The organism is Bacillus sp. T2.9-1 (assembly GCF_950097965.1).
GTDB lineage: Bacteria > Bacillota > Bacilli > Bacillales > Cytobacillaceae > Niallia > Niallia hominis.
Genome location: NZ_CATNHG010000075.1, coordinates 72,483 through 89,657 on the forward strand (window position 1 = coordinate 72,483; position 17,175 = coordinate 89,657).

Sequence of the window (17,175 nt, forward strand, 5' to 3'; positions counted from 1 at the left end):
TTTTTATTCAAATGGCGTATGAGGATTTGTTAGCTAACAAAATGGCAAAAAGGATATGAAAGATAAATAGCCTATGCATAACAATGGACTCAGCAATGCTATAAAAAGATGGGAGAGATGAGAAAGACATGAAAACGAATTCAAGTTTTGTATACCCCCTTATATTTGTTTTGAGAGATATTATTGATTTTACGTAGTGAATTTCGTTTTATACGAATATTAAGATGTCTTTGCAAATATCATTTTTGAAGTAAACAAATTAAAAAAGAAAGAGTGTAGATTCCTATTGAATAATTATCAATGGATTTGGAGTTATGTAAAGAAGAATAAGAAAAAAGTAATTACCGCAACATTGATTTTATTGGCAAATCTTTTTGTAGTGATTATTCCTATATTAAGTGGAAGGCTAATTGATGAAGTCATTGAGAATAATCAAGTACAACTTTTAGTTCCAATTCTGTTAGCGATGGTAGGAGCAACACTTATTAGAACCGTTACCCGTTACATATACCAATTATTATATGAAAAAGTTGGTCAGGATGCACAGTTTGATATCAGGCAAGACATGTATAAGAAGCTTCAAGAGCTTGATTTTGATTTCTTTAATCATAATAGAGTGGGAGATATTATGGCGAGAATGACGGGGGATATGGACGCCATACGTCATTTCGTTTCATGGGTATGCTATAACATAGCCGAATGTGTCGTTTGGTTTGTTGTAGCTATTATCGTAATGATGAATATTGATTGGAAATTAACTTTAGGATTAGTTGCAGTCACGCCAATTATTTTTATTTTTACACAAAAAATGTCCAGGGCAGCACACCCAGTATTTTTAGAAATTAGAGAAAGTTTTTCAAGGCTGAATTCAATGGTAGAAGAAAATATTAGTGGGAACAGAGTAGTCAAAGCATTTTCGCGGGAAGAATACGAAATTGAAAAGTTCAATCATTTCAATAATGATTATCAAAAGCGTAATCTGGATTCTGCCAATGTGTCAAAAAAATACTTACCATGGTTAGATGGCTTTGCAGGTATGCTCGCTGTTATCACATTATTGCTAGGCGGATTATTTGTTATTCAAGGAAGCATGACAATTGGGGATTTAGTTGCTTTTAATGGATTCATGTGGTTATTAAATATGCCAATGCGAATGAGCGGATGGTTAATAAATGATGTACAGCGTTTTAATGCATCTTGTGTAAAAATAAGAAATTTATTAAAAACAGAACCACAGATTAGAGTGGAAGAAAGAAAGCAAACGAAGAAAATTTCCGGCTACGTAACGTTTAAAAATGTCTCCTTTGCGTTTTCTGATGATCCAGAAACGCAAATATTAAAAAATGTGTCCTTTGCAGTCCGACCAGGACAAACGGTTGGAATATTAGGGGAAACAGGGTCAGGTAAATCTACACTAGTTAACTTGATTGCCAGATTCTATGATCCGACTGAAGGGGAAGTATTAATTGATCACGTAAATGCAAAAGAATGGCCTGTACGAAAGCTCCGTGATCAGATTTCCATGGTTATGCAAGATATCTTCTTATTCTCAAATACAATTGAAGAAAACATTTCTTTTGGAAAGCCATTTTTGAATATAGAACAGATACAGCGAGTTGCTGCTATAGCAGATGCTCATAATTTTATCGTCAGAATGCCCGAGGGCTACAATACCATTGTGGGAGAGCGTGGAGTTGGTCTATCAGGCGGACAAAAGCAAAGGATTTCCTTAGCAAGAGCATTAGCAAAAGATCCATCCATCTTAATCTTGGACGATACAACCTCTGCGGTAGATATGGAAACAGAAAGTAAAATCCAAAAGGAATTAAATCAGCTAACCGAAGATAAAACAACCTTCATTATTGCACACCGAATTTCTTCTGTAAGAGATGCGGATTTTATTTTAGTTCTCGACAAAGGGGAAGTGAAAGAGCAGGGTACGCATATGGAGCTTGTAGCGAAAAAAGGGCTGTATTACGATGTTTATAAAAGGCAGCTAGGACTAGTTGAGCAGGAAGAAGGGGGAGCAACCATTGGCCCGTAATAAATTTAATGTTGATGAAGAATTAGAAACCGAATTTAACTGGAGTCACTATAAACGTATCGGTGCATATATTAAACCTTATAAAAAGGCATTGTTTATTACATTGCTGATCATATTAACTGCCAATGTTGCAGGGATGCTCGGTCCATTTTTTACGAAAATAGCAATCGATGAAATTATCCCAGATAAAAATATTCCGCTATTAATTGGACTTAGTATACTATTTTTGTTATCCCTTATCGTTATTGGAATATGTATGCGTTATAGAATTCAATGGATTACACGTATCGGTCAAAATATTTTAAAGGATATGCGTTTGGATATTTTTCAGCATTTGCAAAAGTTACCTTTTTCTTATTTTGATAATCGTCCACATGGAAAAATATTAATAAGAGTAGTTAACTATATTAATACACTTAGTGATTTATTAAGCAACGGATTAATTAATCTAATCTCAGATATTATCAGTGTTATTATTACTTTGATTTTTATGTTTGCGATTGATGCTAAATTAACATTATACAGTTTAGCTCTGCTCCCTATTTTAGGAATATTGGTATGGGTTATTAAAAATATGCAAAGAAAAGCATATCAAGTGTTAAGTAACAAACAATCCAACATGAATGCATATATTCATGAAAGTATTGCAGGGATTAAGATTACACAATCATTTGCAAGAGAAGATGAGAATTATGAAATATTTGATGAAGTGAGCAATGAAACCCGAACCTCTTGGATGAAGGCTGTTTCCATTCAGTTTCTACTCTGGCCAGGTGTACAAAACATCTCTGTGTTGACAACAAGTTTAATTTACTTTGTAGGAATCCGTCAGATTGGGGTGGATGTTAGTACAGGTACACTTGTTGCTTTTATTGGCTATGTAAATAACTTTTGGAATCCAGTAATTAATATGGGGAACTTTTATAATGCGCTTATTACAGCGTCTGCTTATTTAGAACGAATTTTTGAAACGCTAGATGTAGAGCCAGATATTAAAGATAATCCTAAAGCCATTCAAATGCCGACTATTAAAGGAAACGTAACATTTGATCATGTATCTTTCCGTTATGAAGAAGGGAAAAACATTCTAAACGATGTCAGTTTCCATATTAATGCGGGAGAAAGCATTGCTTTAGTAGGACCAACTGGTGCAGGAAAGTCAACCATTATAAATTTACTTAGCAGGTTCTATGATGTTAATGAAGGAAGCGTAAAAATTGATGATATCGATGTACGAGATGTCACATTGAAATCACTGCGTTCTCAAATGGGGGTAATGCTTCAAGACACTTTTGTATTTTCAGGAACAATCCTTGATAATATTCGTTATGGAAAATTGGATGCAACAGAAGATGAAATAATCACAGCGGCTAAAATTGTCAGGGCAGATGACTTCATTAAAGATCTAAAGGATGGATATCATACGGTTGTTGAAGAACGAGGCAGTACTTTATCAGCAGGACAAAGACAATTAATATCCTTTGCAAGGGCACTTTTAGCAAATCCCAAAATATTGATCTTAGATGAAGCGACTAGTAGTATTGATACCAAAACAGAGGAGCTTCTACAAGAAGGGATAACGGAATTACTAAAGGGAAGAACTTCTTTTATTATCGCTCATCGCTTATCGACCATTAAAAATAGCAGTCAAATATTCTATATAGATGGAGGAAGAATTGCGGAAAAAGGTACCCATGACGAGCTAATGGCTTTAAAAGGATTATATTATCATTTATATCAATCACAATATGATTTACTTAAAGTTATGTGAAAAAGAGACTGGGACATAAGTATTTCGGTCATAAATAAACCCGCCCCCCAACCATACAAGCGTTTCGTATGGTTGGGGGGCGGGTTTTTAATCAGTTTATAAAAGGCTGTTTCAGTAAAGTTGGGATAGTAATATCAACAGCCTAAAATACACTTCGCTTTCCAAAGGAGTGCTATCTCCTCGGAAAACATATGAAAATACCCAATTTAAAAGTGGGCTACCAATAATTATGGTTAAATTGCTGTTTCAGTATTCTCCATTAGTTAAGTCAAAATGCCTCGTTCATCGCGCGACGTATCGCAATGGAATGAATTGGTTTCGCCGATTGATTATTTACAGATAGACAATTTAGTTTTGTCTAAGCCTCCTCTATTATCAAGAAAATAAGCAAAATTTCAGCTATGTATACGCATTATTAATTTGCCAAAACGCTCGGCAAAGGGTAGAACAAGTAGGGAAGATAGGACATTAAATAAAAGGCTTGCATGGGCAAGTTGAACATCGATGTCAGCAGTCATATTTTTAACGGTAGCTGCTAATATGTCAATGAAAGGATAGAATAGAATAACTCCTCCTATATTTAGCCAAATATGAGCATATGCACATAGCTTTGAGCTTTTTTCTGTTCCTATTGATGCTAAATAAGAAGTAATACATGTGCCGATATTAGAGCCAAGCATAATGGCTATAGCAATTTCTATTGGAAGCATGCCGGCCACTAAAAAACCCATCATAATCCCAATTGTTGCCGTGCTCGATTGAATCAAGGCAGTAACGCCAATGCCAACTAAAAGAGCAATAATAGGTTGATCAGCTAATTGTAGAAAAAAAGTGTTTAAAAGGGGATGGTCTTCAATCATCCCTGCAAAATATTTAAATCCACGCATCGTTGTAAATACAGTAGCAATTCCGAATAATATGAATCCAATACTTCTTAATTGGGATTTGTTAATTATCATAAATAGGACACCGATGATAGCAAGCGGAAGTAAATAATCATTGATGTTGAAAGTGATGAATTCAGTTGTTAATGTGGTCCCAATATTGGTTCCTAAAATAATGCCAATGGATTGAGGAAAGGATAAAACTCTGGCGGAAATCAGCCCAATCGTAAGCACCATTACGGCAGCACTGCTTTGGAGTAATGCTGTAATTAAAATCGAGATAATTAACCCTTTCCAAGGTTTATCTGTTAATTTTTCGAGCAAGCCTTTAAGAGATTTGGAAGATAAATTAAATAAACCTGTCCGTAAAAGGGTCATCCCAAAAATAAATAATAGGATAAGAACGATAAAAAGTATAAGATAAATCATTATATATTTCCTCCTCTATGAAAACTATATGAAGAAAAGGCTGTGGACATGTCATCTGCGGCTAAATAAATGATGGAGAAGGTAGCATAAGTTACTTATATAAGTTCTTGTCATGACATATGTTTATAATGACCTATAGAGGGAAAAATAAAGGACGAGAAAGGAATGGAGGGAGAAAAGGGCTGATTATTGTATAAAACACCCTTTTTTTACGTTTTTTTTAAAACAATTTGTCTAACTAGGTCAAATACGGTTGACCTTGTCACTTTGATATATTATAATGTCAAGGTACATGGAAACCATGTTGATGTTAGTGTGTTGTGTTCGGAGGGAGGGAAAGAGAATGTCTAAAACCGTCGTTCGTAAAAACGAATCGCTTGAAGATGCTCTTCGTCGCTTCAAACGTTCAGTATCAAAAACTGGTACTTTGCAGGAAGCTAGAAAGCGCGAATTCTACGAGAAACCAAGTGTGAAACGTAAGAAAAAATCAGAAGCAGCAAGAAAACGTAAGTTCTAAGAGAGGGTGTAGCAAAATTGAGTCTTCTCGAACGTTTAAACAATGATATGAAGCAAGCGATGAAAAACAAAGAAAAAGATAAACTAGTTGTGATTCGAATGATTAAGGCTGCCATTCAGAATGAAAGCATTAAGCTTGGTAGAGATCTTTCTGAAGAAGACGAGTTATCTGTCCTTTCTCGCGAAGTAAAACAACGCAAAGACTCCCTCCATGAGTTTGAGAAAGCAGGTCGTGAAGATCTTGTTGACAAAATACGTGCGGAGTTAAAACATGTTGAAATATATATGCCTGAACAACTTTCAGAAGAGGAACTATCTGAAATTGTGAAACAAGCAATTGATGAAACAGGTGCTTCTTCAAAGAAAGAAATGGGAAAAGTGATGGCTGCTTTAATGCCTAAGGTAAAAGGAAAAGCAGACGGTTCACTAGTAAATAAACTTGTACAACAACACCTTTCATAAATAAGTTTATGTTTTAAAGGCTGCAGACTATGTCTGCAGCCTTTTTACATCTACTTTCCCTGCTCTCAGTAGAATAAGAATCAATTGTAATCTGATGAACATTCTCGGAAGATGGGTGTGTCAAAAGCCCTTAAGGCAAAGTAGTTCATCTAACTCAGTGGAGGACAAAGAAAAAACCCCCTTTTATTTATTTGAACGAAGTGCTTTCTTTTAATGTTGAAGTAATTTTAGAAGATTACTGTTTTATCTTAAACTAAAAAACATATAATGAAGATAGTCTTTAAAAAAATATAAATTAAAATGAAACTTTTTTTAAAATGAAACGTATACATAGCCATAGTGTTTTAAATACTAAAACGTTTGGGGAAGGAGGGAGAATTCTGAGAAGACATAAGAAACGATTATTGCTTTCTCTTCTTTTTATCTTTTTACTATCAATAATACCTAGTGTAATCAGTGCGAATAACGAAGAAGTCGTGTATGTTGTGCCGATTAAAAACACTGTTGAAAAAGGTTTAAGTGAGTTTATAAATCGAGCCATAACGGAAGCTGAAGAAAATCAAGCTAGTGCGATTATTTTTGATATGAATACACCTGGCGGAGATGTTTCGGCTGCTATTGAAATAGGAAAAAGAATTTCTGAAACGGATGTTAAAACCATAACCTATATTAATCAAGATGCTATTTCAGCAGGTTCCTATATTGCATTAAATACCGATAAAATCTATATGGTGGAGGGAAGCAGGATAGGATCGTCTGGCGTTATTGACGGACAAGGAAATGCAGCAGATGAAAAAGCGCAATCTTACTGGATATCCGCAATGAAGGGAGCAGCAGAGAAGAAAGGAAGAGATCCAATTTATGCAATGGCGATGGCTGATAAATCTATAGCCATTCCTGGAATGAAAGAAGAAGGGACCTTTTTAACCTTAACTTCAACAGAAGCAGAAGAGGTAAACTATTCGGATGGTACAGTCGATAATTTAGATAAACTACTTGAAGAACTTGGTTTACAGAATGCGAAGGTAGAAAGAGTAGATGAAAGCTTTGCAGATAAAATTGCAAGATTTGTAACAAATCCAATTATTATTCCTATTTTATTGTCAATTGGGAGTCTAGGGTTAATAATTGAGTTATATTCACCTGGTTTTGGCTTACCCGGAATTGCGGGGCTTTCTGCATTGTTATTATTTTTCTATGGGCATCTAGTTGCAGGCCTTGCTGGATATGAAAGTCTTATTCTCTTTGTTATAGGTATACTCTTGATAATACTGGAATTCTTTGTTGTTGGAGGAATAGCAGGAGCGATAGGGATTATTGCTGTAATTGCAAGTATGTTTCTTGCGAGTGGAGATATTGCAGTAATCGGGATAAGTCTTTTAATCGCAATAGGAGTTTCCATTATTGCGTCTATCTTATTAGTAAAGGTGTTTGGTAGAAAAATGAAATTCTTTAGAAAAATTATATTAACCGACTCAACCAACACGGAAAGTGGGTATGTTTCCAATCAAAATCGCAAGGAATTGATTGGAAAAATAGGTACGACCCTAACTGCATTACGTCCTGCTGGAGTGGTCCTTGTTGACGATGAAAGAATCGATGTAGTAAGTGAGGGAAGTTTTATTGATAAAGAGAAGAAAGTAAAAATTGTAAAAGCAGAAGGTTCAAGAATTGTAGTTAGAGAAATACTACCGATAGATATACTTAAGGAGGATGAGTAATGTTAGTAGGCGGATTTGAAATTTTTTGGATTATTGTAGTAGTATTAGCAATTATTTTGTTAGGGGTGCTATTAACATTTGTGCCTGTAATGCTATGGATTTCTGCTTTAGCAGCAGGAGTGAGAATTAGCATTTTCACGTTAATAGGGATGCGTTTAAGAAGGGTTATTCCTAGTCGAGTTGTTAATCCGTTGATTAAAGCACATAAAGCTGGCTTAAATGTAACGATTAATCAATTAGAAAGCCACTATCTTGCTGGCGGGAATGTAGATAGAGTTGTAAATGCATTAATCGCTGCACATCGAGCGAACATTGAACTATCATTTGAACGATGTGCTGCTATTGATTTGGCAGGACGTGATGTATTAGAAGCTGTTCAAATGAGTGTTAATCCAAAAGTAATTGAAACACCATTTATTGCTGGTGTAGCGATGGATGGTATTGAGGTAAAAGCAAAAGCAAGAATTACAGTTCGTGCTAATATTGAAAGACTAGTAGGGGGAGCTGGTGAAGAAACAATTGTAGCCAGAGTTGGCGAAGGTATTGTTTCTACGATCGGTTCTTCAAGTAATCATAAAAAAGTTCTGGAAAATCCAGATATGATTTCTCAAACTGTTTTATCAAAAGGCCTAGATGCCGGGACTGCCTTTGAAATTCTGTCGATTGATATTGCGGATGTGGATATCGGCAAAAACATCGGAGCTGAATTACAAACAGAGCAAGCAGAAGCAGATAAGAAAATCGCGCAAGCAAAAGCGGAAGAGCGCAGAGCGATGGCTGTTGCCCAAGAACAAGAGATGAAAGCAAAAGTACAAGAAATGCGTGCGAAGGTTGTGGAGGCAGAAGCAGAAGTACCAATGGCTATGTCTGATGCATTGCGTTCAGGAAATATCGGCGTAATGGATTATATGAATTTACAAAATATTACTGCTGATACGGAAATGAGAGGCTCCATTGGCAAATTGTCAGATGATCAAAAAAATAAAGATGATAATGAGTAACTTTAAAAAAGGGAGGGAGAAAATTTGGAATTTATCGGAATAATCATAGCGATTGCAGCTTTTCTCTTCTCTTCTTTATTTGATAATAGTAAAAAACAGGCTCCTAAGCCAAAAAGACCACAGATACCTAAGCCTGTAAAGACGGAAAGGAACAGAGAATCAACCGTTCTGAGGGTCCCTGAAAAGGCGAAAAAAGCAGTGGAGAAAGCAGTGGAGAAAGAGAATCCCCTTTCTGAGTTAGAAAGGCTACATCGAGAAAATGCAAGCTTACAGAAGAAGATTAAGATGATGGAAAAGCAAAGGAGTAGAGGGGTTCAATCACCTCTCCCAAAAAAGGAAGACAGTGCTGATGCTGAAGGGCTGTTTACGAAGGATAATGTTATTCAAGCGGTAGTGTTTTCTGAAGTTCTAAGTGCTCCTAGAGCAAGAAACCCGCATAGAGCATCCATGCACCGTAAAGGAAAGAATAGGGTCTAAAAAAATGAAGAGTTATTACCATGCAGTCTTTTTTCTGCGTGGTAATAACTCTTTTTTAGTTTAATAAATAGATGAGATGAAAATATCCTCTAAAAAAGCGTAGAGGTATCTCTGTTTTTCTTAGCATAATGTAAATCTCCCTGAATATGATGATAGTAAGTGTAAGAAAGTGTACCGTCTACCTAGAGAATCTCATAAAAGAGAGGAAAGGGGGGTTCTTTTTTTATGGCTAAAAAGTGGGGACACAACTTGCGGAACTGGATGATTAAAAATTTAGAACTTCCTCAAGATGTCATGATGGACTTACCTAGAATCACAATGATTGGACAAATACATATTTATGTAGAGAACCACCGTGGATTAATAACCTTTTCAGATAAAGAATTGCGTCTGCTTCTAAAACAAGGTCAACTCCTTATTAAAGGAAAAGGATTTGTTATTAAAACAATATTACCAGAAGAAATATTATTAGAAGGAAAAATTGATCAAGTTTTATACATAAATGAATGATTTGGGAGGAAAATATGAAAAATCATTGGCTAGAATATATATCAGGGATAATTACAGTGAAAGCTACAGGCAAAGGATTGGAACGCTTTTTAAATAGGCTATTAAAAAATGATATTTCTGTCTGGAACGTAAAGAAACATGGACCGCATGCTGTAACTTTTCAAATTAGTTTGAAAAAAGTTCACCGACTTCGTCATTTAGTGAGAGGCAGCGGAATAAAAATAGAGTTTCAGCGCAGAGCTGGAGCTCCATTTCTATATAAAAGATTGTGGAAGAACAGTGGGTTTGTTATTGGGATTTTCCTCTTTCTTGGATTAGTTATTGCCTTATCAAATATGGTTTGGGGAATCGAAATTAAAGGAGCGAATCCAGCAACAGAATATCAGATACGTAAGCAGCTTGATAAGATGGATATTAAAATTGGGAAGTCTCAATTTTTTGCAAAAGAATTAGATGAAATCCAAGCGGAATTAACGAATAATATTGATGCAATTACATGGATTGGTGTGGAGCTAAAAGGGACAACTTATCATTTTCAAGTTGTGGAAAAAAATGAACCCGAGAAAAAAGAAGAAGTGGGACCACAAAACTTAGTGGCAACGAAAAAAGCGACAATCGTAACAGATTTTGTGGAATCTGGTACGAAACAATATACACTTAATGAAGTGGTAAGAAAAGGACAATTATTAGTTGCTGGCACAATAGGAAAGGAAGATCATACCAAAAATGTTTCTGCTAAAGGGAAAGTATGGGGCGAAGTATGGTATACGACAGAAGTAACAGTTCCTTTAGAAACAACGTTCCAAGTATTTAATGGAGAAGAAAAGCAAAAATTTTATATAAAGCTTGGTAAGTGGAATATCCCAATATGGGGTTTTGGGAAAATGGAGTATAAGGAGTATGAAAAAGAGGAGAATGAAACGAACGTTAAGTTTTTTAAATGGGAGTTACCAATTAAGGTTGTCGATAAAACGTATCGAGAAAAGGAAATCGTAAAAAGAGGATATAGTGAGAAAGAAGCTGTAAAGAAAGGAAAGGAAGATGCGAGGAAGGATATATTGAAACGAATTGGTGAAGATGGGAAAATTAAGGAAGAAAAAATTTTACAACGCGATATAAAGAATGGTAAAGTAAAACTAAATATAGCTTTTACAACAATAGAAAACATTGCGAAAGCACAACCTCTAACTCAAGGAGATACAGAATGACAGAAGATTTAAAAACGATGAATGTTAAATTGAAAGATCCAAACGAAGCTATTGCTTTACTTGGTAATGGAGATAGCAATCTGCAAGTACTTGAAAAAGAATTAGATTGTAACATCGTAACAAGAGGAGAAACGCTGCTTGTTTCTTCTGAAAGTCCTGATTCGATAGAGCTTGTTGGAGAAATTGTTGAGAAACTTTTACAAGTCATCCGAAAGGGTGTGTCAATTAGTCAACGAGACGTGATATATGCGATTTCTTTGGCAAAGAAAGGGACACTCGAATACTTCGGGTCATTATACGATGAAGAAATAGCCAAAACGGTTAAAGGAAAATCCATTAGAGTAAAAACGATTGGTCAAAGTGAGTATATCCGATCTATTAGACGAAATGATTTAGTGTTTGGTATTGGTCCTGCAGGTACTGGGAAGACGTATTTAGCCGTTGTAATGGCAGTAAATGCTTTAAAGAGCGGTAAAGTGAATAGAATCATATTAACCAGACCTGCTGTTGAGGCTGGCGAAAGCTTAGGGTTCTTGCCGGGAGATCTTAAAGAAAAAGTGGATCCGTATTTACGTCCGTTATATGATGCACTGCACGATGTCCTTGGTATGGAGCATACAACACGTTTAATTGAACGAAACACGATTGAAGTAGCCCCACTCGCATATATGCGTGGTAGAACATTGGATGATGCATTTGTTATATTGGATGAAGCCCAGAATACAACCAATGCACAAATGAAAATGTTTCTAACAAGACTTGGATTTGGTTCCAAGATGGTGATTACTGGTGATAAAACACAAATAGATTTGCCAAAAGGTGTCAAATCAGGTTTAGTGGTTGCAGAACAAATTTTGCAAAAAGTGAACGGAATAGGTTTAGTACAATTAGAAGAGAGCGATGTTGTAAGACATCCGCTAGTTGGAAAAATTATCAATGCATATGGAAAGCAGGAAAATTAACATTCAAAGGGGCAATCTCATTACTTAGGGGATTGTTCTTTTTTTATTTGTTTAAGTTTTAAGAAACATGAATTATTTCGAAAAAGGGTGAAAACAATCGAAAAAACTGTTATCATTTTACATATCATAAGTTTTTTTCTAATGCGATAGCGGCTTTACTTATCTATATAGAAAGTGCAGGTTAAGCCTCAAACCAACTGCATAGTAAGAAGTTACAACTAGATAGGTTAAGGATGAAGAAATAGGTTCAAGATGAGAATATGAAAGCAAATCAACCTATTTTTTAACGATAGGAGGTAAATATGAACATTTGGCAGAGAATAAGTAATAATTTAATCAAACTAATGAATATCACTTTTTTTAAAATAACTCTTTTTGTTCTTATTGGTGTCATTTTATTCTTTACCCTCTATGGAAACGTAAAGCCAGAAAAATTAAATGTGCAGCTTTTTTCTGTAGCAGATCAAACGATTCGTTCACCAATAACGGTAGAAGATAAGGAAAGTACGGAGAAAAAGAAAGAAGAAGCGAAAAACCAGGTACAGGATGTATATGTTGTAAATAAGGAAATTGCACAAAATCGTGTCGATTTAATATCTTCCATATTTGATTCTGTTACAGAAGTAAATAATGAAGTAGAGAAAGAATTAGAAGAAAAACGAAAAAAAGCGGAAGAAGACGATAAAGATAAGGAGTCAATAAAAGAACCAACTGTTGATGAAAAGCTCGAGTTGCTAAAAGGAAAGCTAACAAATGAAGTAACGAACGAAATTATGGATCGATCTTTAAAATCCCTTATTCCTTATTCAGAAGATCAATTAGAAATAGCAAAAGATATTACAGTTACAGCAATACATACAGTGATGAACGGAAAGATTCCGTCAGATGAAGTAGAAAATGCTAAAAAAAGAGTAGAGGATATTTTAAAAGTCAATGATGGTTTGACATCTGATTTGAAGAGCGCAAGTATTGATCTAGGTAGGTTTGCAATCATTCAAAATGAGTTCTATGATCCGACAGCAACAGAGGAAATGCGTCAACAAGCAGTGGATAATGTAGAGTCGATAAGGGTCCTTCAAGGGCAGGTTTTGGTGGAAGAGGGACAATTGATCAGCAGAGAAATTCAAAGACAGCTTGAACTTGTTGGTTTGTTAGATAGTGATAATTCGATTCAACCATTTATCGGTCTATGTATCATTATTTTAGCAATACTTTCGTTGTTATATTTTTATATATTTAAAAGAACAACAAAGGAAACGGAGAAAAATATTCTATTCTATTTAATGTTCTTTATCATATTAAGTGTAACCATCGTACTGATGAAAACAATAAGTGTATTTCAGCAGTTTGAATATACGGAAATCGGGTATATTTTTCCGGCGGCGATGGCGGTTATGCTAATAAAAATATTAATGGAAGAAAAATCAGCCATTTTGGTAACGATTATCCTTGCGATATGTGGAATGATTATGTTTAATGAAGGGGTCGCTGGAACTTTTAATGTAGGCATGGGTATTTACATTATCGCAAGTGGTTTAGCAGGAATACTCTTTCTAAACAAAAGAAATCAACGTACCAATATTCTTTATGCAGGATTCTTTATTTCTTTCATCAATATTGTTACCATATTAGCGATATTGTATTTGCAAAATGGTCATTATGGTGCAAAGGAATATGGTGTTTTTATATTGCTGGCAATAATTTCAGGGATAAGTTCCGCTGTTTTAACAATTGGATTTCTTCCTTTCCTTGAAACAGGATTCGGTGTTCTTTCTACAATCAAGTTAATTGAGCTATCAAATCCAAATCATCCGCTTTTACGTAAAATTTTAACAGAAGCGCCTGGCACCTATCATCACAGTGTTATGGTTGCCAATTTAGCGGAATCTGCCTGTGAAGCAATTGGAGCTAATGGTTTACTAGCAAGGGTGGGCTGTTATTATCATGATATAGGTAAAACAAAAAGACCACACTTCTTTATTGAAAATCAAATGAATATGGGAAATCCCCATGATCGTATTCCACCACAGGCAAGTAAAAATATTATTATTGCCCATGCCACAGATGGCGCTGAATTGTTAAGAAAATACAAGCTTCCGAAGGAAATAGTCGATATTGCGGAACAGCATCATGGAACTTCGTTATTAAAATATTTTTATTTTAAAGCAAAAGAAAAGGGTGGAGAGGTAAATGAAAGTGATTACCGTTACCCTGGCCCAAAGGCACAGACAAGAGAAGTAGCCATTATTGGGATTGCAGATAGTGTGGAAGCCGCAGTTAGAAGCATGAATGCTCCTACAACAGACCAAATTGATTCTTTAATTAAAAACATTATCTCTGACCGTTTGCAAGATGGACAATTAGACGAATGTGATTTAACATTGAAGGAATTAGATATTGTTCGAAATACATTGAGCGAAACACTAAAAGGGATTTTTCATTCACGAATCGAATATCCTGAAATGAAAAAGTAAAGGAAGTAGAATATGAATTTAGAGATTGATTTTATTGATGAAACGGAAAAAATAAAGGAAAGTGAAATAACCAAAATTCATGAACTTCTTCAATTTGCAGCGAAAAAACAAAATCTGCAGGGAGAGATTGAGTTGTCAATCACTTTTGTCCATAATGATCAAATTCAAGAAATAAATAAGGAATATAGAGAAAAAGACCAACCAACAGATGTTATTTCTTTTGCACTTGAGGAATTAGGAGAAGGGGAGACACCATTAGTTGGCGAAGGACTTCCTAGAATGTTAGGAGATATTGTCATTTCCATTGATAAAGCGGAGGAGCAGGCAAAAGAATATGGTCATTCTTATATGCGAGAACTTGGATTTTTATCTGTTCATGGATTTTTGCATTTATTGGGATATGACCATATGACAAAGGAAGAAGAAGAAGTAATGTTTACTCTTCAAAAGGATATTTTAGATGAATTCGGATTACAAAGATAAAAGAATTCGCAAAAACAGTCAATTATCCTCCTTTCGCTTAGCTATATCAGGAATATTAACCGCTATTAAACAAGAAAGAAATGTAAAGATTCATTTGGTTATTTCGATTTTTGTCATTGTATTAGGGATTATAAATGATCTCTCAAAACAAGAGTGGCTGTTTATTGCTTTTTGTATTGGCTTAGTAATAAGTTTAGAACTAATAAATACAGCCATTGAACGCGTGGTAGATCTTGTTACCGATAAATACCATCCATTGGCAAAAGAGGCTAAGGATATAGCTGCAGGTGCTGTATTTGTAGCAGCGATTCTTTCTGTTATAGTCGGTGGAATCATTTTTATTCCAAAAATAGTGGAAGCTATTACGGGCGGCTAAAAAAATAAAAACAGAGTGGTTATCTAGTAAAACTAGACGAAAAATAGCTAAAGAATGCATTTGGCTTTTGGTCTAGTTTTTTTGATAGCCTTTTTGTTTTAGGCTTTTAATAAAGATATTGCTATAGACAAATACAGGCAGTAAAATTCTAATACTTGGCCATCTAGCCAAAACAAACAATAAGCGACAAACTCCTTACTTCTGCCCCTTTATTGTAAATACAAATTAGTATATAATTTTAAGACAGTACATAGTAAATAGGGTCAATTGATACGAAAGTTTGTAAACGTTGATACTTTTCTTTAAAATAATTTGAAGGCTAATATATTCCTTCTTACAAAGGGATAACTAAATGTAAGATATTATTTTAAGATAAAGCTTTACCAAAAAAATGGTAAGTGAGTCGAGACAATTGACAACTCGCCGCCATTTAAGCGTCTATTTATACACCCAAATGTTAACTGCAAAATGGAAATAAAAAACTGCAAAGGAAAAGAGGGGTTTACATGAAAAAAGAACTTCTAATAGAAGAAGCTAAGCTTGCTCGTGAGAAAGCATACGTTCCCTACTCGAAATTCAAGGTAGGTGCGGCGCTTCTTTCCGAAAATGGAACCGTTTATCATGGTTGTAATATTGAAAATGCAGCCTATAGTATGACAAACTGTGCGGAAAGAACAGCCTTGTTTAAAGCGGTATCAGAAGGTGATACTAGCTTTAAGAAGCTTGTCGTTATTGCTGATACAGAGGGACCTGTTTCTCCTTGTGGGGCTTGCAGACAAGTAATTTCTGAGCTGTGTCCTAAAGACATGGAAGTAGTATTGACAAATTTAAAAGGCGACATACAAACATTAACTGTGGCAGAATTATTGCCAGGAGCATTTTCACCGGAGGATTTACATGAACATTAATAACCAATCAGAGCATAAATCAGGATTTATATCCATTATCGGAAGACCAAATGTAGGAAAATCTACGTTTTTAAATCGCGTAATTGGCCAAAAGATTGCCATAATGAGCGACAAGCCACAAACGACGAGAAATAAAGTTCAAGGTGTATTAACAACAGATGATTCCCAGCTCATATTTATTGATACACCTGGAATTCATAAGCCAAAGCATCGACTTGGTGATTTTATGATGAAGGTAGCCCAAAATACGTTGAAAGAAGTGGATCTAATCCTCTTCATGGTTAATGCGGAAGAAGGATTTGGAAAAGGCGAAGAATTTATTCTTGAAAAATTCCAGACAGTTAAGACGCCGATATTTTTAGTGATTAATAAAATTGATACAATTCATCCAGATCAATTATTTTCGATTATTGAATCATATAAAGAAAAATATCCATTTAAAGAGATTATTCCTATCTCTGCTTTAGAGGGAAATAATGTGGAAACATTATTAACGCAAATAAAAAAATATTTGCCAGAAGGACCACAGTTTTATCCGGCTGATCAAGTAACCGATCATCCAGAACGCTTTATTGTTTCAGAATTAATAAGAGAAAAAGCACTTCATTTAACAAGAGAGGAAATTCCTCACTCCCTTGCAGTCGTCATTGAGAAAATGGAGAGAAAACCAAACGATGTTATTAATGTAATGGCAACAATCATCGTTGAGCGTGATTCTCAAAAAGGGATTATTATTGGTAAACAAGGAAGCATGCTGAAAGAGATTGGAAAAAGAGCGAGAACAGATATCGAAAATCTTCTCGGAAATAAGGTTTACTTAGAGTTATGGGTAAAGGTGCAAAAAGATTGGCGTAATAAAATGACACAGCTCCGTGACTTCGGCTTTAGAGAAGACGAATATTAATTAGTTGTTTTTTTAGCGAATAGATATATTTTACTCGACCTGCAA

At 35.1% G+C, this 17,175-nt stretch carries 16 protein-coding genes; 15 read left to right on the plus strand and 1 reads right to left on the minus strand.

The window, feature by feature from the left end; genetic code table 11:
* Positions 1–286 precede the first annotated feature (286 nt).
* The gene (locus QQZ16_RS06450) at positions 287–2,044 is read left to right on the plus strand and encodes an ABC transporter ATP-binding protein (protein WP_284561205.1); all 1,758 of its coding nucleotides are present in this window, start codon (positions 287–289) and stop codon (positions 2,042–2,044) included.
* Positions 2,034–3,815 (plus strand): ABC transporter ATP-binding protein, encoded by a 1,782-nt coding sequence (locus QQZ16_RS06455; protein ID WP_031536596.1) that lies wholly within the window; start codon positions 2,034–2,036, stop codon positions 3,813–3,815. The genes QQZ16_RS06450 and QQZ16_RS06455 overlap by 11 nt, the downstream gene beginning before the upstream one ends.
* 395 nt (positions 3,816–4,210) lie before the next feature.
* Here QQZ16_RS06455 and QQZ16_RS06460 read toward each other — a convergent pair whose 3' ends face one another.
* The gene (locus tag QQZ16_RS06460; protein ID WP_284561206.1) at positions 4,211–5,128 is read right to left on the minus strand and encodes a Na/Pi symporter; all 918 of its coding nucleotides are present in this window, start codon (positions 5,126–5,128) and stop codon (positions 4,211–4,213) included.
* A gap of 343 nt (positions 5,129–5,471) precedes the next feature.
* Between QQZ16_RS06460 and rpsU the strand changes: the two genes are divergently transcribed.
* The 13 genes from rpsU to era all read left to right on the plus strand — a co-directional run bounded on the left by rpsU (position 5,472) and on the right by era (position 17,130).
* The gene (gene rpsU / locus QQZ16_RS06465) at positions 5,472–5,645 is read left to right on the plus strand and encodes a 30S ribosomal protein S21 (protein ID WP_003152957.1); all 174 of its coding nucleotides are present in this window, start codon (positions 5,472–5,474) and stop codon (positions 5,643–5,645) included.
* Between the two features lie 17 nt (positions 5,646–5,662).
* Entirely contained in the window at positions 5,663–6,106 is a 444-nt protein-coding gene (locus QQZ16_RS06470) for a GatB/YqeY domain-containing protein (protein WP_235247986.1), read from the plus strand.
* Positions 6,107–6,486: 380 nt separating this feature from the next.
* The gene (locus tag QQZ16_RS06475) at positions 6,487–7,827 is read left to right on the plus strand and encodes an NfeD family protein (RefSeq protein WP_446715447.1); all 1,341 of its coding nucleotides are present in this window, start codon (positions 6,487–6,489) and stop codon (positions 7,825–7,827) included.
* Positions 7,827–8,828 carry a flotillin-like protein FloA gene (gene floA, locus QQZ16_RS06480; protein ID WP_031536601.1) on the plus strand — a complete coding sequence of 334 codons (1,002 nt, stop codon included), beginning with the start codon at positions 7,827–7,829 and terminating at the stop codon, positions 8,826–8,828. The genes QQZ16_RS06475 and floA overlap by 1 nt, the downstream gene beginning before the upstream one ends.
* Before the next feature lie 24 nt (positions 8,829–8,852).
* Entirely contained in the window at positions 8,853–9,305 is a 453-nt protein-coding gene (locus QQZ16_RS06485) for a hypothetical protein (protein ID WP_031536602.1), read from the plus strand.
* A gap of 225 nt (positions 9,306–9,530) precedes the next feature.
* Complete coding sequence (gene yqfC, locus QQZ16_RS06490) at positions 9,531–9,815, plus strand: sporulation protein YqfC (protein ID WP_016202973.1); 285 nt, start codon at positions 9,531–9,533, stop codon at positions 9,813–9,815.
* A 14-nt stretch (positions 9,816–9,829) separates the two neighbouring features.
* Complete coding sequence (yqfD, locus tag QQZ16_RS06495) at positions 9,830–11,023, plus strand: sporulation protein YqfD (protein WP_284561208.1); 1,194 nt, start codon at positions 9,830–9,832, stop codon at positions 11,021–11,023.
* On the plus strand, positions 11,020–11,985 hold the full coding sequence (locus tag QQZ16_RS06500; protein WP_031536604.1) for a PhoH family protein: 966 nt from the start codon (positions 11,020–11,022) through the stop codon (positions 11,983–11,985). The genes yqfD and QQZ16_RS06500 overlap by 4 nt, the downstream gene beginning before the upstream one ends.
* A 302-nt stretch (positions 11,986–12,287) precedes the next feature.
* Entirely contained in the window at positions 12,288–14,459 is a 2,172-nt protein-coding gene (locus QQZ16_RS06505) for an HD family phosphohydrolase (RefSeq protein ID WP_235247998.1), read from the plus strand.
* Between the two features lie 12 nt (positions 14,460–14,471).
* Positions 14,472–14,942 (plus strand): rRNA maturation RNase YbeY, encoded by a 471-nt coding sequence (ybeY, locus tag QQZ16_RS06510; RefSeq protein ID WP_031536606.1) that lies wholly within the window; start codon positions 14,472–14,474, stop codon positions 14,940–14,942.
* Positions 14,920–15,318, plus strand: a complete 399-nt coding sequence (locus tag QQZ16_RS06515) for a diacylglycerol kinase family protein (protein ID WP_031536607.1) — start codon at positions 14,920–14,922, stop codon at positions 15,316–15,318. Before ybeY ends, QQZ16_RS06515 begins: the two co-directional genes overlap by 23 nt.
* A gap of 506 nt (positions 15,319–15,824) precedes the next feature.
* Positions 15,825–16,226, plus strand: a complete 402-nt coding sequence (gene cdd, locus QQZ16_RS06520; RefSeq protein WP_031536608.1) for a cytidine deaminase — start codon at positions 15,825–15,827, stop codon at positions 16,224–16,226.
* Positions 16,216–17,130, plus strand: a complete 915-nt coding sequence (gene era, locus QQZ16_RS06525) for a GTPase Era (protein WP_031536609.1) — start codon at positions 16,216–16,218, stop codon at positions 17,128–17,130. The genes cdd and era overlap by 11 nt, the downstream gene beginning before the upstream one ends.
* Positions 17,131–17,175 lie beyond the last annotated feature (45 nt).

Coding starts and splice junctions, on each gene's coding strand:
- era (WP_031536609.1), top strand. CDS start 16,216: ATGAACATTAATAACCAATCAGAGCATAAATCAGGATTTATATCCATT.
- yqfD (WP_284561208.1), top strand. CDS start 9,830: ATGAAAAATCATTGGCTAGAATATATATCAGGGATAATTACAGTGAAA.
- QQZ16_RS06515 (WP_031536607.1), top strand. CDS start 14,920: ATGAATTCGGATTACAAAGATAAAAGAATTCGCAAAAACAGTCAATTA.
- cdd (WP_031536608.1), top strand. CDS start 15,825: ATGAAAAAAGAACTTCTAATAGAAGAAGCTAAGCTTGCTCGTGAGAAA.
- ybeY (WP_031536606.1), top strand. CDS start 14,472: ATGAATTTAGAGATTGATTTTATTGATGAAACGGAAAAAATAAAGGAA.
- floA (WP_031536601.1), top strand. CDS start 7,827: ATGTTAGTAGGCGGATTTGAAATTTTTTGGATTATTGTAGTAGTATTA.
- QQZ16_RS06460 (WP_284561206.1), bottom strand. CDS start 5,128: ATGATTTATCTTATACTTTTTATCGTTCTTATCCTATTATTTATTTTT.
- QQZ16_RS06500 (WP_031536604.1), top strand. CDS start 11,020: ATGACAGAAGATTTAAAAACGATGAATGTTAAATTGAAAGATCCAAAC.
- yqfC (WP_016202973.1), top strand. CDS start 9,531: ATGGCTAAAAAGTGGGGACACAACTTGCGGAACTGGATGATTAAAAAT.
- QQZ16_RS06505 (WP_235247998.1), top strand. CDS start 12,288: ATGAACATTTGGCAGAGAATAAGTAATAATTTAATCAAACTAATGAAT.
- rpsU (WP_003152957.1), top strand. CDS start 5,472: ATGTCTAAAACCGTCGTTCGTAAAAACGAATCGCTTGAAGATGCTCTT.